Consider the following 26,165-nt stretch of genomic DNA (forward strand, 5'->3'; position numbering starts at 1 on the left):
TAGCGGATAGGTATTGGTAAACAGAATTAGCGCGCTTCTCTGATAGCGCCACATTAGTTTCATTATTACCTACATCGTCTGTAAAGCCCGATATTTCTATTTTAACTGTTGGGTTAAGCTGTAAAAACTCTACCAGCTTTTGCAGTTCGGCTTTTGATTCGGCTTTCAACTCAAATTTATTAGTGTCGAAAAAGATATTCTTCAATATTACCTTATTACCCACCTCAATAGGTGATAACAATACCGACAGGTTAAAGGCCTTCTTATCCTTAAGACCAATTAGCGAGAAGTTATCAGAATAAAATAAATATCCGGCCCGTGATATGTTTAAGCCGTAATTTTTACCTGCACCCAATGTCGCTAAAAACTCTCCCGCATCTTCCGAACTATAATCCTGGTAAACCGGAACATTCTTTTGCAGGTCTATGATCTCTATGGCGGCCTCTAAAGGCGCTTTGGTTTTTTTATCTGCTACGGTACCCTTTACATATGTTACGATGTTAGGTCGTAGGTTAGCGGGTAACTCGAAGGTGTAGATATCATACCCGCCATAGCCTTTTAAGTTATTCGACGAGAAGAAGGCATATGAACCATTTGCAGTTAATGTTAAACCGTTCTCGTCTCCGCTGGAGTTAATAGGATAGCCCAGGTTTTCGGGGTTTTGCCATTTACCATCCTTACTCAACCGGCTCACAAAAAGATCTTTATTACCCATTCCCGGCCAACCATTACTGCAAAAGTAAAAGGTGCTGTCATCAGGGTGGATGAAGGGTGATTGCTCGTCATAAGCTGTATTAATTTCTGGCCCCATATTTTCGGGATTACTCCAGCCCTTATCCGTTAGGTTTGATTTCCAGATGTCGTATCCGCCATATCCACCTTTACGGTTGCTCACAAAATAAAGTGTGCGGCCATCTGCACTAATTGAAGGCTGTGCTTCCCAGCCAGAAGTATTTATAGGGGAACTTAAACTGAATGGTTTTGCCCAGTCGTCGCCCTTTTTCTGGGCGATATAAATATCGCATCTGCCCAAACCATCGGGACGGTTACAGCCCGTAAAGAACAAATATTTACCATCTTGCGATATAGATTGCGCTCCCTCGTTGTAAGTAGGTGTATTTATAATATTGCTCAGGTATTGAGCGCTTTGCCATTGGTTATTTAACTTATTACTTTTATAAAAGTCTTCGTTGTTTTCTATCTTACGGGTAAAAATGAGTGTGCCTTCATCAGCTGTAGCAACAGGCAAATATTCATCTGCGGCGGTATTAATTTCGGCCCCCATATTAATGGGCACAAAAGTTACGGGGTGTGTTAAAGCTTGTATGCTAAATTTGCAATCGGCTATTAATTTTTGAGCGTAGGCTGTGTTTTGCGCGGTGATGTTTGGATAGGTTAGGTATTTTTCCAGGTGATGTAAAGCAGGTTCGTATTGGGCGCTGGTTATCTCACAGTCACCAATTTTTAAATAAACCGAGCGGTTGTACTCCGGGTCTAATTCTATAACTTTTAGGAAATGCGTAATGGCAGGTTTGTAAATATGCCTCATCCTTAGCACATCTGCTAATTGCGCATGCGCTTCAATAAATTTAGGGTCTGCCTTAACAGCTTGTTCCAGTTGGGTAATAGCCTCATCATATAAGCGATCATCAAGGCTTTGGTTAGCCTGCGCATAATATTTAATAGCTTCCTGGTCTGTAGTTGAATAACGCTTTTGCTGGGCAAATACACTTACAGATAATAGCAACAAGAAAATAAACAGAAAATAGGTTTTGCGCATTAGTAACTGATACGGTAATCAATACACTAAGTTACAATATTAAGGGATATTTAAGTATTTGTGGGTTTGCAATGATATTTCCCACTGCGGGTTAGCCATTACATAATCTACAATAAGCGGGGTCATTTCCGCGTGTTTAGACCATTCCGGCTGTAAGTACAGTTTGCAATCGGGGCCAACCAGCTTAGCATGATGTTCTGCGAAGGCGAAATCAGATTTATTAAAAACTATTACTTTCAGTTCATTAGCCTTGTCAGCTACCATCTGGGTTGGCGCTTTAAACTTTTTAGGCGATAAGCAGATCCAGTCCCAATTACCCGAAAGGGGGTAAGCGCCTGATGTTTCAATAAAGGTTTTAATGCCTTTTTGCTGCAGGCTTTGGGTAAGATAATCAAGGTTGTATATCAAAGGCTCGCCACCGGTAACTACTACGGCTTTTGATGGAAACTTTGTAGCATTTTCTACAATGGTATCGGCAGCGGTAAGCGGATGCAGTTCGGCATCCCAGCTTTCTTTAACATCGCACCAGTGGCAGCCCACATCGCAGCCACCAAGGCGGATAAAATAGGCCGCTTTGCCGGTATTAAATCCCTCTCCCTGTATCGTATAAAACTCTTCCATTAAAGGAAGTAATGTGCCATCTTCCGGAACCTGGTGTGCCATAATAGGGCGCAAAGGTACGGTTTTGAGCGCAAAGGATAAAGGCAAATGCAGAAAGGCTTTGTATAGAGAGACAAAATTGACATTACAACAATAAAATTATTTAACTTTTTAATTTTCAGCATTTTTAACTATTATTACTTGAAATTTCGCCGTATGAAGAAAATATACTTATCGGTAATATTTTTAGCGCTTTTGTGCTTTAGCTCATGCGTGGATATTGAGGAACGTTATGATTTTAAACCAGACGGCGCCTGCAATGTGGTTTACGGCTTTGATATGAGTAAAGCGGTTTCGGTACTTATGAACCTGATGACCGACTCGGTACGCGAAACCCCGCAATTTGGTATGGTTAAAGATACTACCCTTAATTTTTATAGTGCCCTGCCCGATAGTATCGCCCGAAAAATGAACGCCGAAGAGATGAAAATGGCACAGGGAAGTGACCTTGCCATTAAAATGGACTTGAAAAAGAACATTATGAAAGTAAGCATTAAACACGAGGCTAAAAATGCTGCCGATCTGCAATATTATCTTCAGCACCTAAGCAGCATATCTATGAATAGCCAGCTAAACAACGTTACTAAAAGATCCTTTGATACACAACCTTTAATAACCGGCCAAAGCTATTATACTTACGAGATAACCGACCATAAGTTTTATCGCGTAATTGATAAAGTTAAATTCAACGCTTTTTTGAAAAAGGCAGGCTCTAAATTTGCCATGGCAAAGGCTATGTTGATTGATATGCCCTATAAAGTGATATTGAATTTTGCAAAACCGGTTAAGAAGATCAATAATTCTAAAGCTGTATTATCTGCCGACAGGAGAAGGGTTACGCTGGTAACCACTATGGACGAGGTAATGAAGAACCCTGCTTTAATGAACCTCAAGATAGATTTTTAGTCCTTTGAAATGGTATCCCATACCCGGTATTGAATTGACCGGTAAACCATTTATTCATAAAGTTAAGGTAAGCGGTAAAGGCATCATCATAATTAGTTATGAGGATCAGCTTTATGCCCTCGGTTCTACCTGCCCGCATGCCGGTGCCGAATTAAGTGGCGGCTGGTGTAAAGAGGGTAAGATCATTTGCCCGTTTCACAGATATTCTTACGATTTGCAAACAGGCAAAGGCAGTCCCGGTCAAAACGATTACGTAGATAGCTATCCCGTTGAAATTAGGGCAGGAGAGGTGTACGTAGGTATTGAAACCTTTTGGGATAGGATTTTGGGGAAACCTTAAAAGCGAAGAGGCTTGTGCGATTCCCCTCTTGAGAGGGGTGTAGGGGTGTGTTATTTCGCTTATACAACACACCCCTACACCTGCACTGTCTTACGCGCCCCCTCTCAAGAGGGGAACTAATTACTCGTAAACTTCCTTATTAGCCGAAGATAGCGTGTTTTTTAATAAACCTATAATGGTCATTAAACCTACACCGCCCGGTACCGGGGTTATCCATGAAGCTTTAGGTGCAACACCTTCAAAATCAACATCGCCATAAAGCTTGTAGCCAGATTTGGTTACGGTTGATGTTTCGCGGTTCATACCCACGTCAATAACTACAACGCCGTCCTTAACCATATCTGCAGTGATAAAGTTCTTTTTACCAATGGCTACGATAAGGATATCAGCATCCAGCGTAAATTTTTTAATATCTGGTGTACGGCTGTGGCAAATAGTTACGGTACAGTTACCCGGGTAGGTATTGCGGGCCATTAATATGCTCATAGGCGAACCTACAATGTTACTGCGACCAACAACTACACAATGCTTGCCTGATGTTTCAACACCATACTCTTTCAGCATTAAAGTAATACCATAAGGTGTAGCAGGTATAAACGACGGCAAATTGCGCTGCATGCGGCCCAAATTAACCGGGTGGAAGCCATCAACATCTTTACGGTGGTCAATACGCTCGGTTACTTTCTCAGGGTCGATGTGTTTTGGTAGAGGAAGCTGTACGATGATACCGTCGATATCTTCGTCGGAATTTAATTCAGCTACTTTAGCAAGCAGTTCTTCTTCCGTAACATCATCTTCGTAACGTACCAGGGTAGACTTAAAACCTACTTTTTCGCAGTTTTTCATTTTGCTGGCAACATAGGTTTCGCTGCCACCATCGTGGCCAACCAAAACGGCTACCAAATGCGGCTTGCGACCTGTGCGCTCTAAAATTTTAGCTGCTTCTTCAGCTATTTCAACCTTAAGTTTTTCTGATACGTATTTTCCGTCTAAAAGCTGCATAAATTAAAATTAAAATTCAATAAAACTCCAAGTGACTTTTTTGGGGCGTGGATTGTCTGGGAAATTAGGATGGAAAATAGATTCTCTAACACAGAATATTTTTCCACTATTAAATAACTTGGTGAAAAAAACGAGTTTAGGTTTTAAGTAATAATCATTCTTTGTGCCTAATTTGACTTTGTTATTTTCAAATTCTTCAAGTAATGGAATTTTTTCCGGAGTGTCATACGTTTCAGGTAATGGTAAATACTTTTTATGAATATTAGTCATAGGCCCAATATTCGCTTTGTATTTTATAAGTTTATCATTATCTGGATGAAAATAAAGAACTGTGGCCGCAAATGTATTTGGAAAAATACCTACGTTGTAGTAAGGAAGTTCACAAAGTTTGTAAAAACCAGGTCTAAGAGATTTTAACCCCTTATTTAAAAATTCGCTCCAAGGCCCATCTTCGTCACCACCAAAAAAACGATTTAATTCAGGGATTGCTTGAGCCTGTAGCAGACTTAGCCCTTGATAATCAGTTAAATCAATTGCCCGTTGAATCTCATTCGGATCGTCAAAATCCTTCGATAATGCTGTGTAGTATTTTTTACATTCATCCGGGCTCATAAGTATTATATTCTACAAGTACTTAATCCAGTTTCAATACCGCCATAAACGCGCTTTGTGGTATCTCTACGTTACCAACCTGGCGCATGCGTTTCTTTCCTTTTTTCTGTTTCTCTAACAGTTTACGCTTACGCGATATATCACCACCATAACATTTGGCAGTAACATCCTTACGTAAAGCTTTCACTGTTTCACGAGCAATAATTTTGGCACCGATAGATGCCTGTATAATGATTTCGAATTGCTGGCGTGGCAATAGTTCTTTCAGTTTCTCGCAGATCTTTTTACCAAAATCGTAAGAGTTGCCACGGAATATCAGTGAAGATAAAGCATCAACAGGTTCGGCATTCAGCTTAATATCTAAACGTACCAAATCACTGGTGCGGTAACCTATCTGATGATAATCAAACGATGCATAACCCTTTGATATGGTTTTTAGCTTATCGTAAAAATCGAATACAATTTCACCCATTGGCATCTCAAACACCAGCTCCACACGATCAGATGTTAAGTACGACTGATTTTTGATGAAACCACGTTTCTGAATACAAAGCGACATTACCGAACCAACAAAGTCTGACTTGGTGATGATGGTAGCCTTAATATAGGGTTCTTCTACACGGTCAATTTTACTTGGGTCGGGTAGGTCAGACGGGTTATTTACTGTAATTTCTTCGCCTTTGGTTGAATAAGCGAGGTACGATACGTTAGGCACGGTAGTAATTACGGTCATGTCAAACTCGCGCTCCAGGCGTTCCTGGATGATCTCCATGTGCAACATCCCCAAGAAACCGCATCGGAAACCAAAGCCTAATGCTGCTGATGATTCCGGTTCAAATACCAATGATGCATCATTTAGTTGCAGCTTGGCCATCGATTCGCGCAGTTCTTCGTAATCCTCGGTATCAACAGGATATATACCCGCGAATACCATTGGCTTTACTTCTTCAAAACCTTGTATGCCGGTTTCGCACGGGCGGGTGATGGTGGTAATGGTATCACCCACTTTTACCTCGCGCGATTCTTTAATACCCGATATGATGTAACCCACATCGCCGGTTTTTATCACATCTTTAGGGAGCTGTTTTAGTTTCAGTGTACCAACTTCCTCTGCTATGTATTGTTTCTCGGTAGCAAAGAACTTTACTTTATCTCCCTTGCGGATCTCGCCGTTCACTACTTTAAAGTAAGCAACAATACCGCGGAACGAGTTGTAAACCGAGTCAAATATCAATGCTTGCAAAGGCGCTTCCGGGTCTCCAATGGGGGCGGGGACACGCTCAACAATGGCACGTAAAATATCATATACGCCCATACCAGTTTTGCCGGATGCAGCCAAAATCTCTTCGCGTTTGCAGCCGATCAGCTCAACGATCTGGTCTTTAACCTCCTCAGGCATAGCGCCGGGTAGGTCCATTTTGTTTAATACAGGGATGATTTCCAGGTCGTTCTCTAACGCTAAATAAAGGTTAGATATAGTTTGCGCCTGTATACCCTGTGCAGCGTCTACAATAAGCAATGCCCCTTCGCAGGCTGCTATTGAGCGCGATACCTCATACGAAAAATCTACGTGGCCGGGGGTATCTATCAGGTTCAGAACGTATTTCTGCCCGTCCAGTTCATAATCCATTTGTATAGCATGACTTTTTATAGTAATGCCACGCTCGCGCTCCAGATCCATATCATCAAGCAATTGTGCCTGCGATTCGCGCTGGGTGATGGTGCCGGTATATTCTAATAACCTATCGGCAAGGGTACTTTTACCGTGGTCAATATGTGCTATTATACAAAAATTACGTATGTGCTTCATTCAGCGCAAAAATAACTTTTTAAGCGGATAAATTAGTATCTACTTATCAATTAGCTGTAAGGATATTTAAAAGTTACTTTAACACCGCCTGTATAAAAACAGGAGTTTCTGTTACCTGCACTTTTAGCTTGCCATTTATGGTGCTCACCTTTCGGCTGCTCATAACATCGGCCCCCGCTCGGAGAGTATAGATTATGGCTTTCGAAGCTGTACCTAAATCCAATATATAATTGGCAGTGCGGCCCTTTTGATCGGGTACCGTTAACACATATATGGTGTTCTGAGCAGTTTGATATCTGTCTACCAATGGGTCGGCATTAATAGTGCCTTTGTAGGCATAATTACCCATTAACTTGTTGGTTTGTAGAATATAGTCGCCCGCCGGGCGAAGTTTTGTCCCTTCGGCCAAACCCGATGTTGAATATTGCTGTGGGTTATTAGGCGTAGCATCAAACAATTGGTAAAAGAACAGGCGTTTTATACCATGGCGTGCATACATTAATGATGAACGCAGTATCCAGTCGGCCTGGGTTATTAATGCCGGTTTATTGCCGATAGGCGGTGCATGCTGATAACTCTGCTGATTAATATCGTAACCCGTTTCGGTTACCCATACTTCTGGCTTATTTTTCAGTCCATTAGCCAGGCTTACAAAATCGTCTGCCACCTTAGCTGATCCCGAAAGCTCGGGCGCTATACCGGTAGTAGCGTTCTTGTGTGTAAAAACGCTCCCATTATTTGAGTACAGGTGATAGTTGATCACATCAAAGCAAAGGTTAATGCTACCATCGGCCTTTATGCCGCGGTTGGTTTTGCACCAGTTTATCATCCTTTGCACATAGTTAATATCAGCGGTAGCCAGGCCACCCATTACTACCACCATGCCTGGGTCGGCAGTTTTTACACCTGCGTTATTGCCTAACGTGCCTTTGTGCCCATCATAAAAAGCCGACATATTAGCCGCGTATTCTTCAGGCGTTTGTGTGGCTTTATCGCCCTTCCACCAGCGGTCGTTCTCGTTGCCGCACTCTATATATTTTATTAAGCCAAGGCCAATTTTAACCGTATTTACCGGGTCGTTAGTCCACCGCGGCCGGCCATCTACTTTTACCAGACTTGGGTTTACCCCGGTATTAGAACCATATCGCGCAGCAAACTGGAATGCAGTGCGCGCCTGTACAATATAAGATGCCGGTAAAGAGCGATTAGCCCCATAAGGCGCCGGGACATTCTCGTCGTCGTGTTCAGATGCCGGGTAAGTGTTCATCATCCATACCGGCAGGTTTTTCAAGTCGGCCAATACCATAATGCCATCCTGCTTGCAACGGCTGTAAATTACATCGTAATACCAACTACCGTTATTGGTTGGGTTGTAGGTGTAATTACCTTCGGTACTCTCCAGTTTATTCCAATTTAGGTAATGCCTCACCGAGCTAAAGGATTTGATGAGGGCCATATTGGCTTCGTAGATGTGATTGCGGTTGTTTGGTGCGGCAGGGTTCTCTAAAAAGTTCCACTCGTACCCGTTTACGCCAAACATGTTTTTTAAAGGGGTTTGGTTACTGTCAATAGCGTTTGCTTCGCCAGGGTTGATCACCTTAACGGTATCTTTAACAGGCTTTACAGGTTCAGAGCGGCAACGCGAAGATCCAAGAATTGCAATTAATACAGGGAATATTAATTTATGGCAAAACAGCATATTTATTTAAAGTATTTAGGAATATTTATTATTCTTTTATAAGAAACAGGGATAGTAATAATTGCTAAAGATATAGAAATAGGGTTAGAAAAATATACCTGACGATGTGTAAAGCGGTTTTATTATTGCCTTAAAAAAATAATGTGGTTTTAAAGCAAAGCCTTATCTTTATTGACATAAAACCAACCTATTATGAAAAAAATATCATTTTTATTTGCCTTATTAATTTTTGCCTGCAGCTCGGTTTTTGCACAAATAAACAAAGACCAAACTGTTGCCGAGTGGACACGCGCCAAAGCTTACACAAAAGCTTACCTGGATGCAATGCCTGCAGATGGTTTCGCTTTTAAAGCTACACCAGAAGTACGCACTTTTGCCGGCCAAATGCTGCATTTAGCAGATGCTAATTACTTTTTTATTAGTACAGCAAGTGGTAAAGCAAGCCCAATGGGTAAAGAATCTGCCGAGAAATCTATAGCCCAAACTAAAGAAGCTACCACTAAAGCGGTTTTGGATAGCTATGATTTTGCTATCAGCACAATTCAGGGTATGACTGATGCCCAATTCCAGGAAGAAGTTACAATGGGAAAAGACAGGAAATCGACCCGTGGTTTATTGTTGGCCAAGGCGTTTGAGCACCAAACCCATCACCGCGGACAAGCAACCATTTATCTGCGTTTAAAAGGTGTAACCCCGCCACCTGAGATGCTTTTTTAAGCGAATTAAAAATTTCATTAATGCCATTTCGATTATTCGGAATGGCATTTTGTTTGTTGGCGATTTTTACCACAGAGGACACTGAAGTTTCACAGAGAATACAGAAACTTAATATACTTAATTTTTACTAAGTAGGCTGGTTTTTTTCTTCGTGCCCTCCGTGGTTTTCCTCAGTGCCCTCTGTGGTTAAACCCAAAACTAAATATTAACAAACACTTGGAATTACTAAAATAATTAGCAATTTTGTTAGGTGAATCAAAACAAGATAGAGGTAAAGGCCGAGGCGCGTGTGCTGTTTGTAGATATGAACAGTTATTTTGCCCGGTGCGAGCAGCAGGCTAACTACTGGCTGCGTGGCCGCCCCGTTGGGGTTTGTGTTTACACAGGTAAGTATGGCTGTGTAATATCCTTATCTACCGAGGCTAAAGAGCGGGGCCTTAAAGCCGGGATGCGTTTAAATGATGCCATTGCCCAATGCCCGGACCTGGTTCCGGTAGAAAGCAACCCTACACGTTACCGCGAGTACCACACTAAAATTATAAACGTAATGCGCGAGTATTGTAACGATGTGGTACCCAAAAGCATTGACGAGGCTATTATAAATTTCAGCAATTATGAAAATGTAGATCCCATGCAAATGGCCGTCAATATCAAAAATGATATATTGACCAAGGTGGGCGACTGGCTTACCTGTTCTGTAGGTATTGCGCCTAATGCGTTTTTGGCTAAGCTGGCATCGGTACGGGGGAAGAAAAAAGATGGCCTGATGATGATAACCCCGCAAAATATCGATTCGGTTTTGAGTGAACTAAAACTGGGCGATCTGCCGGGGATCGGTGCTAATATGTCGTACAGGTTAGAACGGGCAGGCATTAAAACTCCCTTAGAGATGCGCTATACACCGCCCGAGCGCTTAAGGGCAATATTTAAAAGTATTGATGGCATTTATTGGCACTACAGGCTCAACTTTATCGAAACCAATATTGTAGCGCACGAATACAAGGGCATGCAGGCCATGCGGCAAATATCTGCCGAAAAACGCAAGCATATCAATTACATAGACCAATTGTTTATGACATTATGCCTAACGCTGGAAAAACGTATGGTTCACCATAAATTCTACTGTAAATCAGTTGGGTTTACGGCGCGTTATGCTGATGATACTCGTTGGGACGATGCCTTCACTATAAGCACACCCGTACAGGATGCCATTAGCCTGATGCGGATGATACGCATCCGTATAGCAAAATTTGAAGAAGCAACCGGCAATGCCCCTATAATGAATACCCAAATAACGCAAATGCGGGTAGCTGTTACCAATTTTGTGAACAACGGAAATATGCTCTACAGCTTATTTGAGGATATGGACAGGAAAGAAACCGCCCTGAAAACCATGCATCAGATAAAAGAAAAATTTGGATCTGATAAACTGATCCGCGCGGTTGAAATGACGGATGGCAAAGTAATAAAGGATGTGATAGGCTTCGGCTCGGTAAAAGACCTAACAGATCTGGATTATAAGGCAGGATAGGCAGTTATCCTACCTCGACACCTCTATCTTTATCTTTCTTCCCTTTATCTTTTCATTCTTCACTAAAGCTACTGTACGCTCTATAAGGTTGCGCTTCACAGCGGCGTATGACGAATAATCCAACACCTCTATTAACCCAAGATCTTCTTTGGCCAGTTCACCTTTTTTAAGCAATAGACCCACAATATCAACCTTGTTTATTTTATCCTTTTTACCGGCAGCTATATAAACAGTTGACCATGGCGATAGTGCTGGAATAGTGGTTTTCTTTGGTAATATTTCTTCCTCCGGGATCTCGTTCAGATAGTCTGGTTTTTCTCCGGGTGCTAACAATAGATAGGAGGTACCCGTTGCATGCATACGTGCGGTACGGCCATTACGGTGTATAAAAGCTTCTTCGTTATGGGGTAGCTGATAATGCACTATGTGTTCAATTTCGGGGATATCCAATCCGCGTGAAGCCAGATCGGTGGTGATTAATATATGGTGACTGCCGTTCCTGAATTTTAGCAAGGCACGTTCACGATCGTCCTGCTCCATACCGCCGTGGAAGATATCATGTGGCAAACCCATATCGTAAAGCAGGTCGCTGATACGGTCAACAGCTTCGCGGTGGTTACAAAAAACAAGAGTTGGCTTATCACTTATCTTACAAATAAGGGCGAATAGGGCATCAAGCCTATCAGCAGGTTCGCATATTACTACTTTCTGTTTCAGATCAGGAGTAGATTCCGCATTTGTTAAGTAATCCAGCTTTGTTGGTCGGTTGATACCGGTGAAAGAGGGGATCTCGTCCATTTGCGTGGCCGAGGTAAGTATCCGCTTTTTAATGTTTGGCAATTGTTTAATGATATAAGACATATCTACCTGGAAACCAAATTCCAGCGCTTTGTCAAACTCATCCAGTATTAGTGTAGTAACCGTACTTGTATCAAACGTTTCGCGACGGATATGATGGGCTATACGGCCCGGTGTGCCCACTATAACGGCAGGCGGCTGCGAAAGGCTGTTCAACTCTATCTTTAGCGGGTGACCTCCATAAAAGCAATTTACCTTAAAGCCGCTGCCCAAACTGCGGAAAACTTGTTCAATCTGTAGAGCAAGTTCGCGCGAGGGCACCAGTATCATTACCTGCACGGTTGGTATATTGGCATCCAGCAAACCCAGCAATGGCAGCAAAAAGCCCAATGTTTTACCCGATCCGGTAGGCGAAAGCAATATTACATCGCCTTTTTTAGCGGCGGCAATAGCAGCTTCCTGCATAGGGTTAAGGGTATTTATTTTAATTTTTTGAAGCGCTTGCTTTATCATGTTATGGATGGAAAGCCGCAAAGATAAGCTAAACCCGCTACTTAATTATCCTAACCGGTTTCTTATGCTCATCTATCGCCACAAAAGTAAAACTGCCATGTACGGCAAGCTCGCGACCTTCGGCATACATTTGCTCAATATAGATCTCTACATTAACCTTTAAACTGGTATTACCAACGGTGCTTACACGACCGATCAACTCTACAATAGTGCCTGCCGGGATAGCCTTTTTAAAATCTATTTTATCGCTGCTAACGGTAACCATTACCTGTCGGCTAAAACGGGTGGCCGTAATAAAGGCTACTTCATCCATCATGTGCATAGCAGTACCGCCAAACAGGGTATCGTAATGATTGGTGGTGTTTGGGAAAACGGCTTTAAAAATTCGGGTTTCTGATGCTTGTATTCTATCGTCTAATGTCATATTGTTATTTAAGTAACAGGCAGGAAAGCCCTGCCTGTTGAGTTGTTTGATTAAATTATTGCAGGCTCTGCAACCGTAGCGCGCATTTCTTTAGCGGCGGCTACCATTTCAATCAGTGCCTTTTTTGTTTCGTCCCATCCTCGGGTTTTAAGGCCGCAATCGGGGTTTACCCAAAGCTGTGCGTCAGGAATAACAGTTCGTGCCTTTTTTAACAGGTAGGTCATTTCATCCTTGTTTGGTACACGTGGCGAGTGGATATCATATACACCCGGGCCAATCTCATTCGGGTACTTAAAGTCGGCGAATACATCCAACAGTTCCATTTGCGAGCGCGATGTTTCAATGGTTATCACATCGGCATCCATATCGGCAATACTCTGGATAATATCGTTAAACTCCGAATAGCACATGTGGGTATGAATCTGTGTATCATCCTGCACACCACTCGCCGAGATCCGGAATGCCTTTACGGCCCAATCTAAATAAGCCGCCCAGTCTGCTTTGCGCAGCGGTAGGCCTTCGCGTATAGCGGGTTCATCTATCTGGATGATTTTGATACCAGCGTTTTCCAGGTCGCAAACCTCGTCGCGTATAGCTAATGCTATCTGCGTACAGGTTTCAGAACGGGGCTGATCATTCCGTACAAACGACCATTGCAGGATAGTTACCGGGCCGGTGAGCATACCCTTCATCCATTTAGTGGTTAATGATTGTGCATAAGCCGACCATTTAACCGTCATGGCATCAGGGCGCGATACATCGCCATAAATAATTGGCGGCTTTACACAGCGGCTGCCATAGCTTTGTACCCACCCGTTTTGGGTGAAGGTAAAGCCTTGCAGTTGCTCGCCAAAATATTCCACCATATCGTTGCGTTCAAACTCGCCGTGTACCAAAACATCCAAGTCGATATCTTCTTGCCATTTCACTGCTTTTTCGGTTTCTTCAGCTATATACAGATCATATTGAGCTTGGGTGATAGATCCCTTTTTTAACTGTGCCCGCCAGCTTCTTACCTCGGCAGTTTGCGGGAACGACCCAATAGTGGTGGTCGCAAACAGCGGCAGGTTTAATAATGCTTGTTGCTTTTGCTTACGCGATGAAAAAGTATTTGCACGTTGTGCATCACTTTCAGTAATGGCTGCAACACGCTCTTTTACAATTTTATTATGTATAAGTGTTGAAGTTTTACGTGAGGCGTTGTCGTGCTTGTTTTCGGCCAGTTTATACTGAGTGCCTACACCAGGGTTATCTGTCGATAGGCTTTTTAACAACGCTATTTCATTTACCTTTTGTTTAGCAAAAGCCAACCATTGTTTTATCTCGGGCGTAAGAACTTGATTGTTATTCTCATTCTTCAAATCCACTGGCGAGTGGATAAGAGAGCAGGACGGGGCTATCCAAACGCGTTCATCGCCAAGCTTTTCTTTTGCTCTTTGGATGATGGCAAGAGATGCCTCAAAATCATTCTTCCAGATGTTACGGCCATCTACAAGGCCTAACGAAAGAACTGTTTTGGCAGGTAACAGATCCAGCACTTTATCTAATTGCCGCGGTGCACGTATCAGGTCGATATGCAGGGCATCCACAGGTAAAGATGTTGCCAAATATGCGTTATTGCCCAACTTTTCAAAATATGTAGTAAGAATAAACTTTAGGCGAGGAAATTCCTTACGCAACTGCTTATAGGTATTCCTGTATGCCTGCTGTTCTTTTTCAGAAAGGTCGAGCGATAGGAAGGGCTCGTCAAACTGGACCCATTCGGCGCCAAGATCCTGCAGTTTGGTAAGGATCTCGCTGTATACCGGCAGCAGGTTTTTCAGCAGGTTTATCTTTTCAAAACCGGCTTCTTTCTCTTTGCCTAATAACAGGTAGGAGACAGGGCCTATTAGCACAGGTTTGGTGATGATACCTAATTGCTTGGCCTCGTAAAACTCGTTGGTGATTTTTGTAGAGAATAGTTTAAACTGTTGATCTTTATAAAATTCGGGTACAATGTAATGGTAGTTGGTATCAAACCATTTGGTCATTTCCATGGCTACCACATCTAACCCGTCCTTTTGATAACCGCGGGCCATGGCAAAGTATAAATCAAGCTCTTCGTTGCCCTGCTTCAGGATCACTTCATTATACCGTTTAGGGATCGCGCCAAACATCAGGGAGTGATCCAATACGTGGTCGTAGTAAGAAAAATCGTTGGAAGGTACCAGGTCTATCCCTGCATCCTTTTGCATCTGCCAGTTTTCGTGGCGAATGGTTTTACCTACTGTGAGCACGTTTTTATGCCCGGTTTTGCCTGCCCAGTAACTTTCGCAGACCTTTTTCAATTCGCGTTGGCCACCAATGCGCGGGTAGCCTAAATTTTGCGTTAGCATTGCTTTAATTGATTAAATGAATAAATCGGTTAAAGCTCTCCAGCTAAACTTCGCAATGCGTTTTTGATATGGGGTGATGGAAAATAGAGATATAGCTCATCCTTGCATTATAAATACAGGGTGTAACGAAAACTATATCAAACCACAGACCATTGCTTCATACCGCGAAAGCATTGTCAATTCAGTATGGCAGGTCTCCTGACTTGTAACATTTTTGCCATCCTTCCCATCCGTTTTGTGCGGACAGTGGACATTGTATTGGCAAAAACCTTTTGTGTTACTTACAGTTGCGCGACAGCTCGTGATTTGCACACGATTCCCTATTAATCTACAATTAAGTAAAACCTATACCGGTTGATGAAGGAAAGTAAAGAACTTATATCGGCCCAAAGGTAAGTAATATGGGTGAGGAAATAAGTGTGTGGAATAGTCTTATTAGATATCTTCTCTCAATTTTCGAATTTGCTCCAACGCAGCCACGTCAATTTGATCTTTTGGACGATTAACAACTTTCTTATTTTCTATGAGCTGATCAATATGCAGAAAGAATATACTTACACCTTCAATATCAGCCACAGATGCCATTTGTAAACACTCGTCAAAAGTATATTGTTCAAGGCCTTTCATGTTGGTAAGTACATCCAATCGGAGTCCGTTATTTAGAATAAATTCAGTCCAACCAGGCAAAAACAGCATGTTTTCAATTGTTGGGTAATCACCCATTGCACAATCAACAAGCGCGTTTCTAAGGGCTTTTCTATTATCAGGGGTATCGTTTAACCAAATATCTAAATCGCAGGTAAAACGCTGAAAACCATGTAAGTTTACAGCATAGCCACCAACCATAATATATTGCACATTGTTTTCCTGAAGGGCTCTCCAGAAACTTAGTATTTCTTTATCAAATACATCCACAATTATTTGCTGATAGGCGGTTTATGAGATATTACAGCCTTAGACATAGTTTGCTGTATTTTATATAAGCGGGTAGCCATTTCAAAACGCTCTTTATAGCTGCGTTTTAAACCTTCCTTCAAAAGTTCTAATTCAGCCTTATCAAACGACGTTTCTTTTTTATTCATGGCTTTAACTTATACCAAATTTAGATAAAAAGGCTTCTATTAGCAAATGCCTTTTCTTCAGTTAAGGCATCGGTAAAATGAGTTTGGGCGATGTCCCTATCATCCGCATTCTAAAGCAATTCATGGCGGTATCGCCCAATTGTGCAATTAGTTTATAGTTGGCAACGGCACCAACCGCGGCACCTATAATGGGGAGTAGTTGCGCCATCTTTGCAAGATCTATGTAGTCGCGGTATTCCTGTTGAAATATCCGCCAGTCAAAGTCTTCCGCGTTCTCTGGTAATTGATCGCTGTACTTACCCCAATCCTTTAGTAGCGAGTAAATTTCATTTCGCCGTTGCTGACTGGAATAGGCAAGCTGGAAAATGTACAGCAGGTATAATCTTTCTTTGTAATCCTTAACATTATACCCATAAAGCGAGGCAATATTAAACAGTAGTTTCATTTTAATGCCGATAAGCACCGGGAAATCGGCAAAGCCCATTAAGATACCGCCGGCACCTGTTACAGCGCCTTCTATTGTGGCTGTTTTTTGATAAAATGTTATTTGTTGTTTAATATGGCTTTCCCTTAATAACAGCGAAGCATCATGCGGCAACGTAATGCTTGTGGAATATTTAATACCAAACATAGCCGCTTTTATCATCTTTTCGATGGTAACGGTTATCACCTGGTGCGCCTTCTCTGGTATCAACCCGTTAATTTTGCCCTGTAAGCTTTTTGCTATCCGGTTTGATAACGAAGGCCCTTTTTGCATTTTTTGCTGCCAGGTTTGTAGTTCTGCCAGAGCTTCTTCTTCATAGGATATCATAAGGTAAAGATACCTATTTTGAAATCAACGGGTTATTGGCGCTAATTAGTATGAAAGATCTCTTCCATGTTACTCCAGATTTTGCCTTTAGCTGCAGCATCGGGTAAAGGGCTTTGTGTTGGATCTGTTTTTTGCCACCATTTTTGGGTAATGCTATCGGCAGCCATTTTTTTCATGTCAGCATTAAAATCATTACCCGTGTATTCAAAATAACTGAACAGGTAGGGCTTGCCATCAATTTCTTTGATGTAAATGGAGTAGTTACGAATATTGCATTCCCTTATCTTTTTTAAAACCGCCGGCCACGTATGGGCATGCAGGTTTTTATAAACCTGGATACTATCTGGCTTTAAGCCGGTGATGCTGGCATAACGTTTAACCGCAGCGGGGGGCTGAGATACACAACCAAAAGTGACCAGGCAAACCGCTGTTAATACTATTAAATAAACCTTCATCTGTCACTATTTAATAACCGGGATGTTTTCCGTATTCTGGTTAACTTCTAATACCACAAGGTTGTCGTTTTCATCGGGCAAGCTTGGAGGTAAGGTAAGCTGTATATCTGTCACGTTTTGTCTAACCTGTACCGATGTATTGTTAAATAGATAAGCCTTAGTAATAGTTACGTTGGGCATTGCAGGAATAGTTACCGTGTTGCCATTATGTTTAAATACATGGATGAAAATCTTATTCCCTTTTCGTGTACTGGCGAAGCTCTCATTTGGTGCATACGGACCGCCTTTGGTATTGTAAATGCTGCTGCCATAGGTTTTCATCCAGTTACCAATTTCTTTTAGGCGAAGTATCTGTCTGTTCTCTATGCGACCATCCATCATTGGGCCAACATTAAATAACAGGTTGCCATTGCCAGCCGCCGTTTTTACCAGTGTTTGAATGCACTCCTTTAACGACTTCATTTTATCATTCGGTTTCCATGCCCATTGTTCGCAAATGGTGATGCAGCTTTCCCAGGGCTCGTTCATGTTTAGCTGGCCTATACGCTGCTCTGGTGTCAAATAATCACCAACAGATTGATCGTTCAGTACTTCGCTAACTTTACCCAAGCGATTATTTACCAGTATATTGGGGTTAATACTTTTTATATAATCATATATCTCCCGGCCATCTTCGTTTGTCCAGGGCTTTTCCCAGTAGCCATCAAACCAAAGCAGGTAAGGGGTGTAACGGGTGATGAGTTCTTTTAACTCATCTTTCATAGTTTGTTTAAAGGCTGTCATGTTGCCCTTTACATTTTGGGTAGAGTCGTTAGGGTTTTGGATAGGGTAGTCCTTATCGTGCCAATCAAGAACGGTAAAGTATATCCCGAAGGTTATGCCTTGTTTTTTGCAAGCTTTAGCCAGCTCGCCAACAATATCCCGTTTAAACGGACTGTTCATGATGTTATAAGCCGAAAAGGCTGTTGGCCAAAGGCAAAAGCCATCGTGGTGTTTCGCGGTGATAACAAGGTACTTCATTCCGGCATCTTTAGCTGCCTTAACCCAGGCATCGGCATTAAATAACACAGGGTTAAATTCGCGGTAAAGGCTATCGTAATCGGCCTGTGCTACTTCTTTATTTCGGCTCCAGCCAATTTCAGTCCCACGGAGTGTAATAGGGCCAAAATGTACAAACATGCCAAAGCGTTTATCCATAAAATCGGGCAAATTGGCTTTTGGTGTTTTTTGCGCGAAAGATGATGTTGAAACTATAAGCAACAAACAGGCAATACAATATCTCTTAAATGACATAGGCTATATTTTGTGGTAATAATTGGTTAGGCTAAATTAGGGATGCTGTTTTGGCCTGTAAATGGATAATTCAAATAAGATAATGGATTATGCTTTGGGCGAGGCTATTGGGATGAATGCATCGCCCTGTATTTTCGCGCGAAATAAATGGCCGAGAATAAGGTGAGCACCAGCCCAACGGCTGATAAGGCAATTACGCTGTTAGAGAAAAACGTAACCCAGTTAAGCTGTACTTTGAAAATTTCTTTCGAGAATAATACGCCCACACTGCCCACATAGCCAAAAGAATCGGCAAGGTATATCAGAAAACCAACATTACCCGCGTACCTGAATGTGGCTATAAGCCTTTCGAAGAACACGGCATTAAACGGGATATAAACCATGTACAATCCCAGTCCTACGATCATCATCCACCAAATGGGCGCTAAACTTTCATTGATGAATGCCAGGGTAGATAGGCCTGCTAATAAAAAGCCAATACCTATAAATACATGGGCGGTCATCAACGCTTTATAGCTGTTTCGTATCATTACCATGCTGCCTATAAGCACAAGGATGACAAGCGTAATAGGGGTTTCGGTTTTAGAAAATATGGCTGGCTGATTAAAGAAACCCATTTCCTTCCACATCTCGGCCCCAAAATTATCGCGGATATCCCTGAAGATGGTAGCGAATGTGTAAATGAGGATACATGCAGCAAGGCCGGGCAAAAACTTAAGTACAAAAGCCTTACGTTGCACTTTGCTCATTGGGGTGCGTTCCATCCGGTCGGTAATATCCTCGGCATTGGGCGAGGGAATCTTTTCCATCAGGTAAACAAACAGCAGGAGCGGTACAGCGAACAATAGTCCGGTGAAAAATGGCAACCAAAATTCGGTAACGCCAAATTGCAACATGAGCCAGCCACCGGCCGATCGTACAAACCCCGACGCGAAAATAAAGCTAACGGCAAGGGTAGCGCCAATAAAATCGGTACCACGGCGGCCTTCAATATAAGAGAAAACTACACCCCAAAGTATGCCCAGCGGGAAACCATTGATAAACAAGAACAGGATATTATAAGGCACAGGAACCAACGCGAAGCCCAGCCAACTAAACCATGCAATGCCTGTAAGTAAAAGAATTACCACCCCACGGCCGGTGCGTTTGAGTTCGGCAACGTATTTTATACCGTAGAATTTGGCTAGCATATAGCCAAGTACCTGGCTTATCACCAGCAGGGTTTTATAACTGTAACCTGCAACGGTAATACCATCAAATGTGGCTACCGTGAACGATTTCCGGAAACCAAATATCATGGTGTAGGCCAAAAAGACTGTGATAGCCGCGTATATGTTTACCTGGAGCCGGGTACCGTTAATTTTACTGGGCTTAAATAGCATGAATGAGGTTTTACTGCAATGTAGGTAAATAGACTGTTTTTTTCTTTAAGAGTTATCTGTGCGAAACTTATCAAGGGGGGTGTAGTCTAATTTGAGCAGATTGATAATTATTTGATTTTTGTATCTTTGGTTATGCCTGAGTTTGTTGAGCTTAAAACATTTTATAAAAATCTTAAAAATGCTTCGGAGCCTGTGCCGAACGAGATTGGGAACTTTAATATTTTTAAGGTTGAAGACCTGTTATTGCCCAAACATAAATCGATTACCTATAGCCGCCGAAACTTTTACAAAGTGAGCTTGGTTACGGGGCATAGTAAAATTCACTACGCCGACCAGTGTATAGAGATACTGGATAGCGTACTGGTATTTACCAACCCAATGATACCCTATTTTTGGGAAAGGATCAGCGAAAAACATAGTGGCTACGTTTGCATATTTACCGAGGATTTTTTTAACCGCTTTGGCAATATAAAGGATTACCCCGTTTTTCAATTTGCAGATGCTGCTGTAATCTCTTTGGCTCCGGATGATGTTGCTCAATATAATGATCTGTTTTTAAGGATGTACGATGAGTTACATGGCGATTATGTTTATAAATACGACCTGCTGCGCAACCTTTTAATGGAGGTTATTCATGGGGCGCAAAAAATGCAGCCGGCTACCGGGCAGCCAACAAATGGTTCTAATGCATCGGAGAGGATAACTTCACTATTCGCAGAATTGCTGGAACGTCAATTCCCCATCGAATTAAATAACCAGGTAATCAAGATAAATTCGCCCTCGGCCTTTGCCGCGCAGTTAAATATACACGTTAACCATTTAAATAAAGCGCTTAAAGAAACCACCGGGCAAACCACCACACAGCTAATTAATGACCGTTTATTGCAGGAAGCCAAGATTTTACTAAAAAGCACTAACTGGACAATTAACGAAATAGCCTGGAGCTTGGGCTTTGAAGAACCTAATCATTTCTCCAGCTTTTTTAAAAGCAGGGCAAAGCTTACGCCAAAAGCATTCAGGCAATTGGAAGTTGATTGATTTTTATAGTTTTTGGTTTCGTTAGGGTATTATCTGTATTTGTTATTTAATGAACTTTGCTTCATAAAATAAGACGAATATGTGGACTAAAAAAGATATGCCCGGTCAGCTGGGTAAAACAGTAATTGTAACCGGTGCAAATGCCGGTATTGGTTTTGAAACAGCATTAGCTTTTTATGAAAGCGGTGCGCATGTAGTACTGGCATGCCGAAACCTGGATAATGCACAACAGGCAATCAGCAAAATTGCTCAACAAAAAGGCAATGGCACATTAGAGGCGGCTTTGCTTGATCTATCTAACCTGGCATCGATAAAACAATTTGCCGAAGCATTTTTACAAAAACACCAACAACTACATTTGCTGATCAATAATGCAGGGGTAATGATACCACCGGCTTCTAAAACAGCCGATGGTTATGAGTTGCAATTTGGTGTTAACTTTATAGGGCATTTTGCTCTTACAGGTTATTTATACCGATTGTTAAATGCTACAGCAGGCTCACGAATAGTTACCGTAAGCAGTTTGGCTTACTTACATGGAGTTATTGATTTTGATAACCTTAAATCAGAAAAAGATTATGAGCCGATGCGCGAGTATTGCCAAAGCAAGCTGGCCAACGTGCTTTTTTCTATAGAACTGCAGCGAAGGATAATAGCTGCAAATCATCAAACAACATCTATAGCAGCACAACCCGGCGCCAACAAAACGGAATTGGCAAGGCACATGACCGACGACGAGTATAACGCGGCTGTAGAGCGTGTGGGGGAACTTATGGACCCATGGCAGGGTGCATTACCATCCTTATATGCTGCTACTTCTGAACAAGCCAGAGGAGCGGAGCTTTACGGCCCGGATCAGGATGGCGGATACAGGGGATATCCGGCAAAAGCTACTATTACACCAAATGCATTGGATGAAGATGTTGCCAAAAAACTTTGGGCAATGGCCGAGCAAGCTACCGGTGTTTATTACCCTGCAGTATAATATTAATAAAGCCTTAACAATTAAATTGTGAAGGCTTTATTGTTAATGAGTTGTTCTGTTATTTCCTAAGCCCTGTATTTTAGGCTTGTTAGTTTATTTGGTTTTAGGTAGATATAATCGTTTTTGAAATCAAGTATGATATTAAATCTCTTAAAGAGATCATTACCCAAGTAATTAATTTCAAAACCAGACGGGTTTTTGCTGCCTAAAATAAGCGTTGGGATATTGGTAAGCCCAAAACCATTGAGTTTAAAAACGGGGGATAGTACTGTTCTGGTTTCATATTTTACGCCCCGTGGGTCGTGAAGTACGGATGTTTTGATCACTTTTAAGCCTTTTGAAAAACCTTGCCGCCCTACCCAGGTACTATCTAAAATGAGGGCTTGTTCTGATCCTATATCCATTAAAAAGTTGCCGGTAAACTTTTTATCTGCTATTTCAAAAGTGCCTTTAATGTAAGCATAAGAGTGGGTAAAATCCAGTTTTGACTTTACGTAACCTTTTAAAGCTTTCGGCAGCTTCGAATGGATGATTAAAAGGCTATGGTCATAATCAATTTCAACTTGCTTGCCTTCAAATAGGTTCCAGCCAAATCTGCCGTCCATATCATGTGCAGTTATCACTGTAGGGATAACCTCGGGGTTATTCAAAACTAAAGTGCCCATTTGCAGTTTAAATACCTTATTCAAATTATTATAATTTGGAGTTGTTTTGCCGACTAAGGCATCGGGCTGGTTTGATAATAATTTTGTCTTTTTCGATATCGCATCCTTCGTTAAATGAAAATCGAAAGAGGTAAGGTCAAAATGCAGGTTTAATGTATCGGTATTGTTTATAACAGATGTTACCTGTATAGCATTATATGCAGTAAGTGTGAAAGGAATGGTATCCTGTTTAGCGGTAGTATTACTTAGCAAACTTGCAGGAGGTATAGCGCTTGCAATTTGGGTATAGAAAGAATCTCTGCCGTTTAGTATTACAACAAAGTTATATTTTGTGCCGGGTTTTACTTTTACCCTTATAGAATCTATATCAGTATAAAAAGTAACCCATTTTGTTTTTCTTGTTCTATCGGCAGTAAAAACGTCTAATTTGATCTTTGGATTTAACGACCAGGCATTTTTATCAAGATGGCCGCCATCGTTGATAGCTACATTTTTAGAGGTTGCTTTAATTACCGGTAATTTTGATTGCGCAAAAACCGATTGAATTAATAAAAATGGTACAAAAAGGAAAATGTATTTCATTTGTTTATTGAATATTTGTCTGTTTTAAACTTAATAAGCTAATTTACCTGCCGTATAAAGATGCAAAATAAAAACAGTGAGCAAAGCAGTTTAGCACTTATCTATAACACTGTTACAAATAATTTAACAACCTAAATGAACCGAACCGCTTATATAATCTCTACCATAACCTGCCTGGTTATAGCATTTTCTACCTTCAATGCAAAAGCCGCAGATCCTTACCCTTCTTATCACCAGCGTAAATTATCGCCCGGCGGGATGGTTTATTACATCGACCCCCAAAAAGGGAGTGATGCGAATAGCGGCACTGTTTATGGCAAGCCCTGGAAAACATTTGCCCCTATCAATCATCTCATCTTATCGGCCGGTGATAGGGTACAGGTAAAGGCGGGGTCTTTTTATAAGTCGCTGATGATCATAGCGAAGGCAAATAGTAAAAAGCCGGTCATTATAAATTTTGAAGAGGGCAGATACAATATTTATCCCGATAGTTCCTATAAAACCACACTGCACATCTCCAACACTAATGATGTGCCCGCGGGCCCCAAGGCGATAGCCTTATATATTGTCGATTCGAAATTTGTAAAGGTGAGGGGCAACAACGCAAGGATTGTTTTACGGGGTAAAATGATAGAAACCTGCATCAACAACAGCAATAATATCAACATTGAAGGATTGAGTTACGATTATTACCGCCCAACGGTATCTGAAATGCAGGTAACTGCTTTAACAGAACACTACGCAGACGTGAACGTTAACGCCAGCTCTGAATACAGTGTTAAGGATAGCGTGTTATGGTGGGAAGGAGAAGGGTGGAGACATAAACCCGACTGGTACTGGCAGGTATTCGACCCAAAAACAGAGTACGTTGAACGACTGGATCTAAAACTGGAAAAAGCAAAGTATGCGGATATGGGTAATGGAGTTGTGCGTGTATTTTTTGATAAAAATCCCGGTTTTAAAGCTGGGCTGATCTATCAGACGCGAGATGTGCTGAGGGATTGCGCCGGTATATTTATGCAATACAGCAACAATATCAGGCTTAAAAATATCCGGATCTATTTTATGCATGGAATGGGTGTTGTAAGTCAGTTTTGCCGCAATATTAAAATGGATTCGGTAATAGTAAAACCGGAAGAGGGGAGCGGCAGAACCTGTGCCGCCTGGGCTGATATACTGCATTTTTCGGGCTGCAGCGGTATGATAGAAGTTAGTAATAGTTATCTGTCGGCCGCTAATGATGATGCTATTAACGTACACGGCACCCACCTCCGGATTATTGAAAGAACCGCTGAAAATAAAATAAAGGTGAGGTTTATGCACAACCAGACTTACGGATTCACCGCGTTTTTACCGGGCGATAGCATTGATCTTGTACATGCAGAAACCCTAAATACATACGCCAACAATGTTGTTGTGCATAGCGAAAGGCTTAATGATAAGGATATCCTGCTCACGTTAAAAAAGGCAGTCCCGAAAGATATTCTGGCTAATGATGTGGTGGAGAACACAACCCGCACACCAGAACTATGGGTACATCATACAACTATCACACGGATCCCAACACGGGGTATCCTGGCTACCACCCGTCGCAAAATATTGATAGAGCACAACAGGTTCTTTCGCGTTAGGTGGACTGCTGTACTAATGGAGGACGACGCCGAAAGCTGGTATGAATCGGGCCCGGTAAAGAATGCTTTGATCAGGAATAATGATTTTATAGAATGCGGCGCTCCCGCTATTAGCATCCACCCGGAAAACAAAATATTTAATAAGCCGGTGCATCATAATATTACAATCAGTAATAACAGGTTTGTACTGAATAATGACGATAAAGTACTCTTTGCCAAAAGCACTTCGGGGATCATTTTTTTGGGTAACCAGATCAAATCATCCAAAGCCTTAGATATAAAAGGCCTAACTGAGTTTCGGGATTGTTTTAATATTAAACTGTTTAGGAACGTATTTTTACGGCAATAAAAAGCCAGAGTAAGAACTAAAATTGATAAATATTTTGACTCATAAAAAAGCCTGCAATTTAACATTGCAGGCTTTTCTTTAATTAATTATGATAAATTTAAGGGTGAACCGAGTTAGCAATTAACGTAACTGCGGTTTGTGCCAATAATTTACCTGTAACTTTAGCATTGGTATTTAAAGATATCAGCGTTTTACTTAAAATCACACCTTTAAAATCCACGGTTGTTCCCAAAGTTGCTTTTCCGGAAACTACCCAGAATACGTTTTTAGCCTGGGCACCTCCCGCCAAAGTGATAATGGCGCTGTTATTTACCGTAAGGTTTTGTGCTATCTGGAAAACCCATACATCATTCGGGCCCCCGGATAGTGTAACACCGGCATTTGTTATTAAAACACCTGTACTCCATTTATACAAGCCCGGGCGCAAAGTACGGCCACTGATATTGCCTGCATACATCTGAACTTTAGGCGCGGGGGATACTATACCATTTGCTGTAGTAAAGGCAGTTTTCATATCACTTATGGCGGTAGTCATTTTAGATGGGGTAGGAGCTGTATAATTAGCAGCGTAAACTTTCCCGGTTACCATTGATGTAGCGGAAAACTGATTACTGGCGTCCTTTATTAACCCAAATCCGGTAATTGCTGTAGATGCTATCGGGCTTGTTCCTATGTCACCAATTATTGTAGTGACGCCAGTGGTTGAAATACCAGTTGATGTCAGA

The 26,165-nt window shown here is 41.8% G+C and carries 24 protein-coding genes and 1 riboswitch; of the genes, 7 read left to right on the top strand and 17 right to left on the bottom strand.

Annotation, left to right across the window (positions count from 1 at the left end; all coding sequences use genetic code 11):
* Together JWQ85_RS10460 and JWQ85_RS10465 are read right to left on the bottom strand one after the other, a co-directional pair.
* Window positions 1-1,780 (bottom strand): OmpA family protein (locus JWQ85_RS10460; RefSeq protein WP_299467647.1); only part of this gene is annotated, 1,780 nt, incomplete at its 3' end.
* Between the two features lie 39 nt (window positions 1,781-1,819).
* Window positions 1,820-2,443, bottom strand: a complete 624-nt coding sequence (locus JWQ85_RS10465) for a 7-carboxy-7-deazaguanine synthase QueE (RefSeq protein WP_299467649.1) — start codon at window positions 2,441-2,443, stop codon at window positions 1,820-1,822.
* 153 nt (window positions 2,444-2,596) lie between these two features.
* Between JWQ85_RS10465 and JWQ85_RS10470 the strand changes: the two genes are divergently transcribed.
* Both JWQ85_RS10470 and JWQ85_RS10475 read left to right on the top strand, forming a co-directional pair.
* The gene (locus tag JWQ85_RS10470) at window positions 2,597-3,346 is read left to right on the top strand and encodes a hypothetical protein (RefSeq protein WP_299467651.1); all 750 of its coding nucleotides are present in this window, start codon (window positions 2,597-2,599) and stop codon (window positions 3,344-3,346) included.
* A gap of 4 nt (window positions 3,347-3,350) precedes the next feature.
* Complete coding sequence (locus JWQ85_RS10475) at window positions 3,351-3,686, top strand: Rieske 2Fe-2S domain-containing protein (RefSeq protein WP_299467653.1); 336 nt, start codon at window positions 3,351-3,353, stop codon at window positions 3,684-3,686.
* 120 nt (window positions 3,687-3,806) lie between these two features.
* Here JWQ85_RS10475 and JWQ85_RS10480 read toward each other — a convergent pair whose 3' ends face one another.
* The 4 genes from JWQ85_RS10480 to JWQ85_RS10495 all read right to left on the bottom strand — a co-directional run bounded on the left by JWQ85_RS10480 (window position 3,807) and on the right by JWQ85_RS10495 (window position 8,809).
* Complete coding sequence (locus JWQ85_RS10480) at window positions 3,807-4,688, bottom strand: bifunctional 5,10-methylenetetrahydrofolate dehydrogenase/5,10-methenyltetrahydrofolate cyclohydrolase (protein WP_299467656.1); 882 nt, start codon at window positions 4,686-4,688, stop codon at window positions 3,807-3,809.
* Window positions 4,689-4,697: 9 nt separating this feature from the next.
* Window positions 4,698-5,300, bottom strand: coding sequence for a hypothetical protein (locus tag JWQ85_RS10485; protein ID WP_299467658.1), 603 nt, complete (start codon window positions 5,298-5,300; stop codon window positions 4,698-4,700).
* A 22-nt stretch (window positions 5,301-5,322) separates the two neighbouring features.
* Complete coding sequence (gene lepA / locus JWQ85_RS10490) at window positions 5,323-7,110, bottom strand: translation elongation factor 4 (RefSeq protein WP_299467660.1); 1,788 nt, start codon at window positions 7,108-7,110, stop codon at window positions 5,323-5,325.
* Window positions 7,111-7,183: 73 nt separating this feature from the next.
* Complete coding sequence (locus JWQ85_RS10495) at window positions 7,184-8,809, bottom strand: hypothetical protein (RefSeq protein ID WP_299467662.1); 1,626 nt, start codon at window positions 8,807-8,809, stop codon at window positions 7,184-7,186.
* A gap of 192 nt (window positions 8,810-9,001) precedes the next feature.
* Here JWQ85_RS10495 and JWQ85_RS10500 point away from each other — a divergent pair, with 192 nt between their 5' ends.
* Window positions 9,002-9,526, top strand: a complete 525-nt coding sequence (locus JWQ85_RS10500) for a DinB family protein (protein ID WP_299467664.1) — start codon at window positions 9,002-9,004, stop codon at window positions 9,524-9,526.
* 250 nt (window positions 9,527-9,776) lie between these two features.
* Window positions 9,777-11,057, top strand: a complete 1,281-nt coding sequence (locus tag JWQ85_RS10505) for a DNA polymerase IV (RefSeq protein WP_299467666.1) — start codon at window positions 9,777-9,779, stop codon at window positions 11,055-11,057.
* 9 nt (window positions 11,058-11,066) lie between these two features.
* On the opposite strand, the gene JWQ85_RS10510 is transcribed toward JWQ85_RS10505, so the two are convergent.
* From JWQ85_RS10510 to JWQ85_RS10550, 9 genes are all read right to left on the bottom strand, one after another.
* A complete protein-coding gene (locus JWQ85_RS10510; protein WP_299467668.1) occupies window positions 11,067-12,368 on the bottom strand; it encodes a DEAD/DEAH box helicase in 1,302 nt (433 codons plus the stop codon).
* Window positions 12,369-12,405: 37 nt separating this feature from the next.
* Entirely contained in the window at window positions 12,406-12,792 is a 387-nt protein-coding gene (locus JWQ85_RS10515; protein WP_256536840.1) for an acyl-CoA thioesterase, read from the bottom strand.
* 50 nt (window positions 12,793-12,842) lie between these two features.
* Window positions 12,843-15,167 (bottom strand): 5-methyltetrahydropteroyltriglutamate--homocysteine S-methyltransferase, encoded by a 2,325-nt coding sequence (metE, locus tag JWQ85_RS10520; RefSeq protein WP_299467672.1) that lies wholly within the window; start codon window positions 15,165-15,167, stop codon window positions 12,843-12,845.
* A 170-nt stretch (window positions 15,168-15,337) separates the two neighbouring features.
* Window positions 15,338-15,531, bottom strand: a riboswitch (cobalamin riboswitch).
* A 71-nt stretch (window positions 15,532-15,602) separates the two neighbouring features.
* Window positions 15,603-16,082, bottom strand: a complete 480-nt coding sequence (locus JWQ85_RS10525; protein ID WP_299467674.1) for a nucleotidyltransferase — start codon at window positions 16,080-16,082, stop codon at window positions 15,603-15,605.
* A 2-nt stretch (window positions 16,083-16,084) separates the two neighbouring features.
* Window positions 16,085-16,249 carry a hypothetical protein gene (locus JWQ85_RS10530; protein WP_299467676.1) on the bottom strand — a complete coding sequence of 55 codons (165 nt, stop codon included), beginning with the start codon at window positions 16,247-16,249 and terminating at the stop codon, window positions 16,085-16,087.
* A gap of 61 nt (window positions 16,250-16,310) precedes the next feature.
* A complete protein-coding gene (locus JWQ85_RS10535; RefSeq protein ID WP_299467678.1) occupies window positions 16,311-17,060 on the bottom strand; it encodes an EcsC family protein in 750 nt (249 codons plus the stop codon).
* 41 nt (window positions 17,061-17,101) lie between these two features.
* Window positions 17,102-17,515 carry an L-rhamnose mutarotase gene (locus JWQ85_RS10540; protein ID WP_299467680.1) on the bottom strand — a complete coding sequence of 138 codons (414 nt, stop codon included), beginning with the start codon at window positions 17,513-17,515 and terminating at the stop codon, window positions 17,102-17,104.
* Window positions 17,516-17,521: 6 nt separating this feature from the next.
* Complete coding sequence (locus tag JWQ85_RS10545; protein ID WP_299467682.1) at window positions 17,522-18,808, bottom strand: alpha-L-fucosidase; 1,287 nt, start codon at window positions 18,806-18,808, stop codon at window positions 17,522-17,524.
* Window positions 18,809-18,912: 104 nt separating this feature from the next.
* Window positions 18,913-20,190, bottom strand: a complete 1,278-nt coding sequence (locus tag JWQ85_RS10550) for a DUF5690 family protein (protein ID WP_299467683.1) — start codon at window positions 20,188-20,190, stop codon at window positions 18,913-18,915.
* 132 nt (window positions 20,191-20,322) lie between these two features.
* Here JWQ85_RS10550 and JWQ85_RS10555 point away from each other — a divergent pair, with 132 nt between their 5' ends.
* Window positions 20,323-21,228, top strand: a complete 906-nt coding sequence (locus tag JWQ85_RS10555; RefSeq protein WP_299467685.1) for an AraC family transcriptional regulator — start codon at window positions 20,323-20,325, stop codon at window positions 21,226-21,228.
* 79 nt (window positions 21,229-21,307) lie between these two features.
* Window positions 21,308-22,213 carry an oxidoreductase gene (locus JWQ85_RS10560; RefSeq protein ID WP_299467687.1) on the top strand — a complete coding sequence of 302 codons (906 nt, stop codon included), beginning with the start codon at window positions 21,308-21,310 and terminating at the stop codon, window positions 22,211-22,213.
* A 65-nt stretch (window positions 22,214-22,278) separates the two neighbouring features.
* Here JWQ85_RS10560 and JWQ85_RS10565 read toward each other — a convergent pair whose 3' ends face one another.
* Window positions 22,279-23,460, bottom strand: a complete 1,182-nt coding sequence (locus tag JWQ85_RS10565) for a hypothetical protein (RefSeq protein ID WP_299467689.1) — start codon at window positions 23,458-23,460, stop codon at window positions 22,279-22,281.
* A 135-nt stretch (window positions 23,461-23,595) separates the two neighbouring features.
* Here JWQ85_RS10565 and JWQ85_RS10570 point away from each other — a divergent pair, with 135 nt between their 5' ends.
* Window positions 23,596-25,440, top strand: coding sequence for a right-handed parallel beta-helix repeat-containing protein (locus tag JWQ85_RS10570; RefSeq protein ID WP_299467691.1), 1,845 nt, complete (start codon window positions 23,596-23,598; stop codon window positions 25,438-25,440).
* 97 nt (window positions 25,441-25,537) lie between these two features.
* Here the strand turns inward: JWQ85_RS10570 and JWQ85_RS10575 are convergent.
* On the bottom strand, window positions 25,538-26,165 hold a 628-nt coding region (locus tag JWQ85_RS10575), incomplete at its 5' end, for an ice-binding family protein (RefSeq protein WP_299467693.1).

This window comes from Mucilaginibacter sp. (genome assembly GCF_028288105.1).
Lineage (GTDB): Bacteria > Bacteroidota > Bacteroidia > Sphingobacteriales > Sphingobacteriaceae > Mucilaginibacter.

Excerpts from the sequence above, each read along its gene's own strand:
- metE (WP_299467672.1), bottom strand. The coding sequence starts at position 15,167 with ATGCTAACGCAAAATTTAGGCTACCCGCGCATTGGTGGCCAACGCGAA.
- JWQ85_RS10540 (WP_299467680.1), bottom strand. The coding sequence starts at position 17,515 with ATGAAGGTTTATTTAATAGTATTAACAGCGGTTTGCCTGGTCACTTTT.
- JWQ85_RS10465 (WP_299467649.1), bottom strand. The coding sequence starts at position 2,443 with ATGGCACACCAGGTTCCGGAAGATGGCACATTACTTCCTTTAATGGAA.
- JWQ85_RS10535 (WP_299467678.1), bottom strand. The coding sequence starts at position 17,060 with ATGATATCCTATGAAGAAGAAGCTCTGGCAGAACTACAAACCTGGCAG.
- JWQ85_RS10550 (WP_299467683.1), bottom strand. The coding sequence starts at position 20,190 with ATGCTATTTAAGCCCAGTAAAATTAACGGTACCCGGCTCCAGGTAAAC.
- JWQ85_RS10565 (WP_299467689.1), bottom strand. The coding sequence starts at position 23,460 with ATGAAATACATTTTCCTTTTTGTACCATTTTTATTAATTCAATCGGTT.
- JWQ85_RS10495 (WP_299467662.1), bottom strand. The coding sequence starts at position 8,809 with ATGCTGTTTTGCCATAAATTAATATTCCCTGTATTAATTGCAATTCTT.
- JWQ85_RS10555 (WP_299467685.1), top strand. The coding sequence starts at position 20,323 with ATGCCTGAGTTTGTTGAGCTTAAAACATTTTATAAAAATCTTAAAAAT.
- lepA (WP_299467660.1), bottom strand. The coding sequence starts at position 7,110 with ATGAAGCACATACGTAATTTTTGTATAATAGCACATATTGACCACGGT.
- JWQ85_RS10560 (WP_299467687.1), top strand. The coding sequence starts at position 21,308 with ATGTGGACTAAAAAAGATATGCCCGGTCAGCTGGGTAAAACAGTAATT.
- JWQ85_RS10515 (WP_256536840.1), bottom strand. The coding sequence starts at position 12,792 with ATGACATTAGACGATAGAATACAAGCATCAGAAACCCGAATTTTTAAA.
- JWQ85_RS10570 (WP_299467691.1), top strand. The coding sequence starts at position 23,596 with ATGAACCGAACCGCTTATATAATCTCTACCATAACCTGCCTGGTTATA.
- JWQ85_RS10470 (WP_299467651.1), top strand. The coding sequence starts at position 2,597 with ATGAAGAAAATATACTTATCGGTAATATTTTTAGCGCTTTTGTGCTTT.
- JWQ85_RS10500 (WP_299467664.1), top strand. The coding sequence starts at position 9,002 with ATGAAAAAAATATCATTTTTATTTGCCTTATTAATTTTTGCCTGCAGC.
- JWQ85_RS10510 (WP_299467668.1), bottom strand. The coding sequence starts at position 12,368 with ATGATAAAGCAAGCGCTTCAAAAAATTAAAATAAATACCCTTAACCCT.
- JWQ85_RS10480 (WP_299467656.1), bottom strand. The coding sequence starts at position 4,688 with ATGCAGCTTTTAGACGGAAAATACGTATCAGAAAAACTTAAGGTTGAA.
- JWQ85_RS10545 (WP_299467682.1), bottom strand. The coding sequence starts at position 18,808 with ATGTCATTTAAGAGATATTGTATTGCCTGTTTGTTGCTTATAGTTTCA.
- JWQ85_RS10530 (WP_299467676.1), bottom strand. The coding sequence starts at position 16,249 with ATGAATAAAAAAGAAACGTCGTTTGATAAGGCTGAATTAGAACTTTTG.
- JWQ85_RS10485 (WP_299467658.1), bottom strand. The coding sequence starts at position 5,300 with ATGAGCCCGGATGAATGTAAAAAATACTACACAGCATTATCGAAGGAT.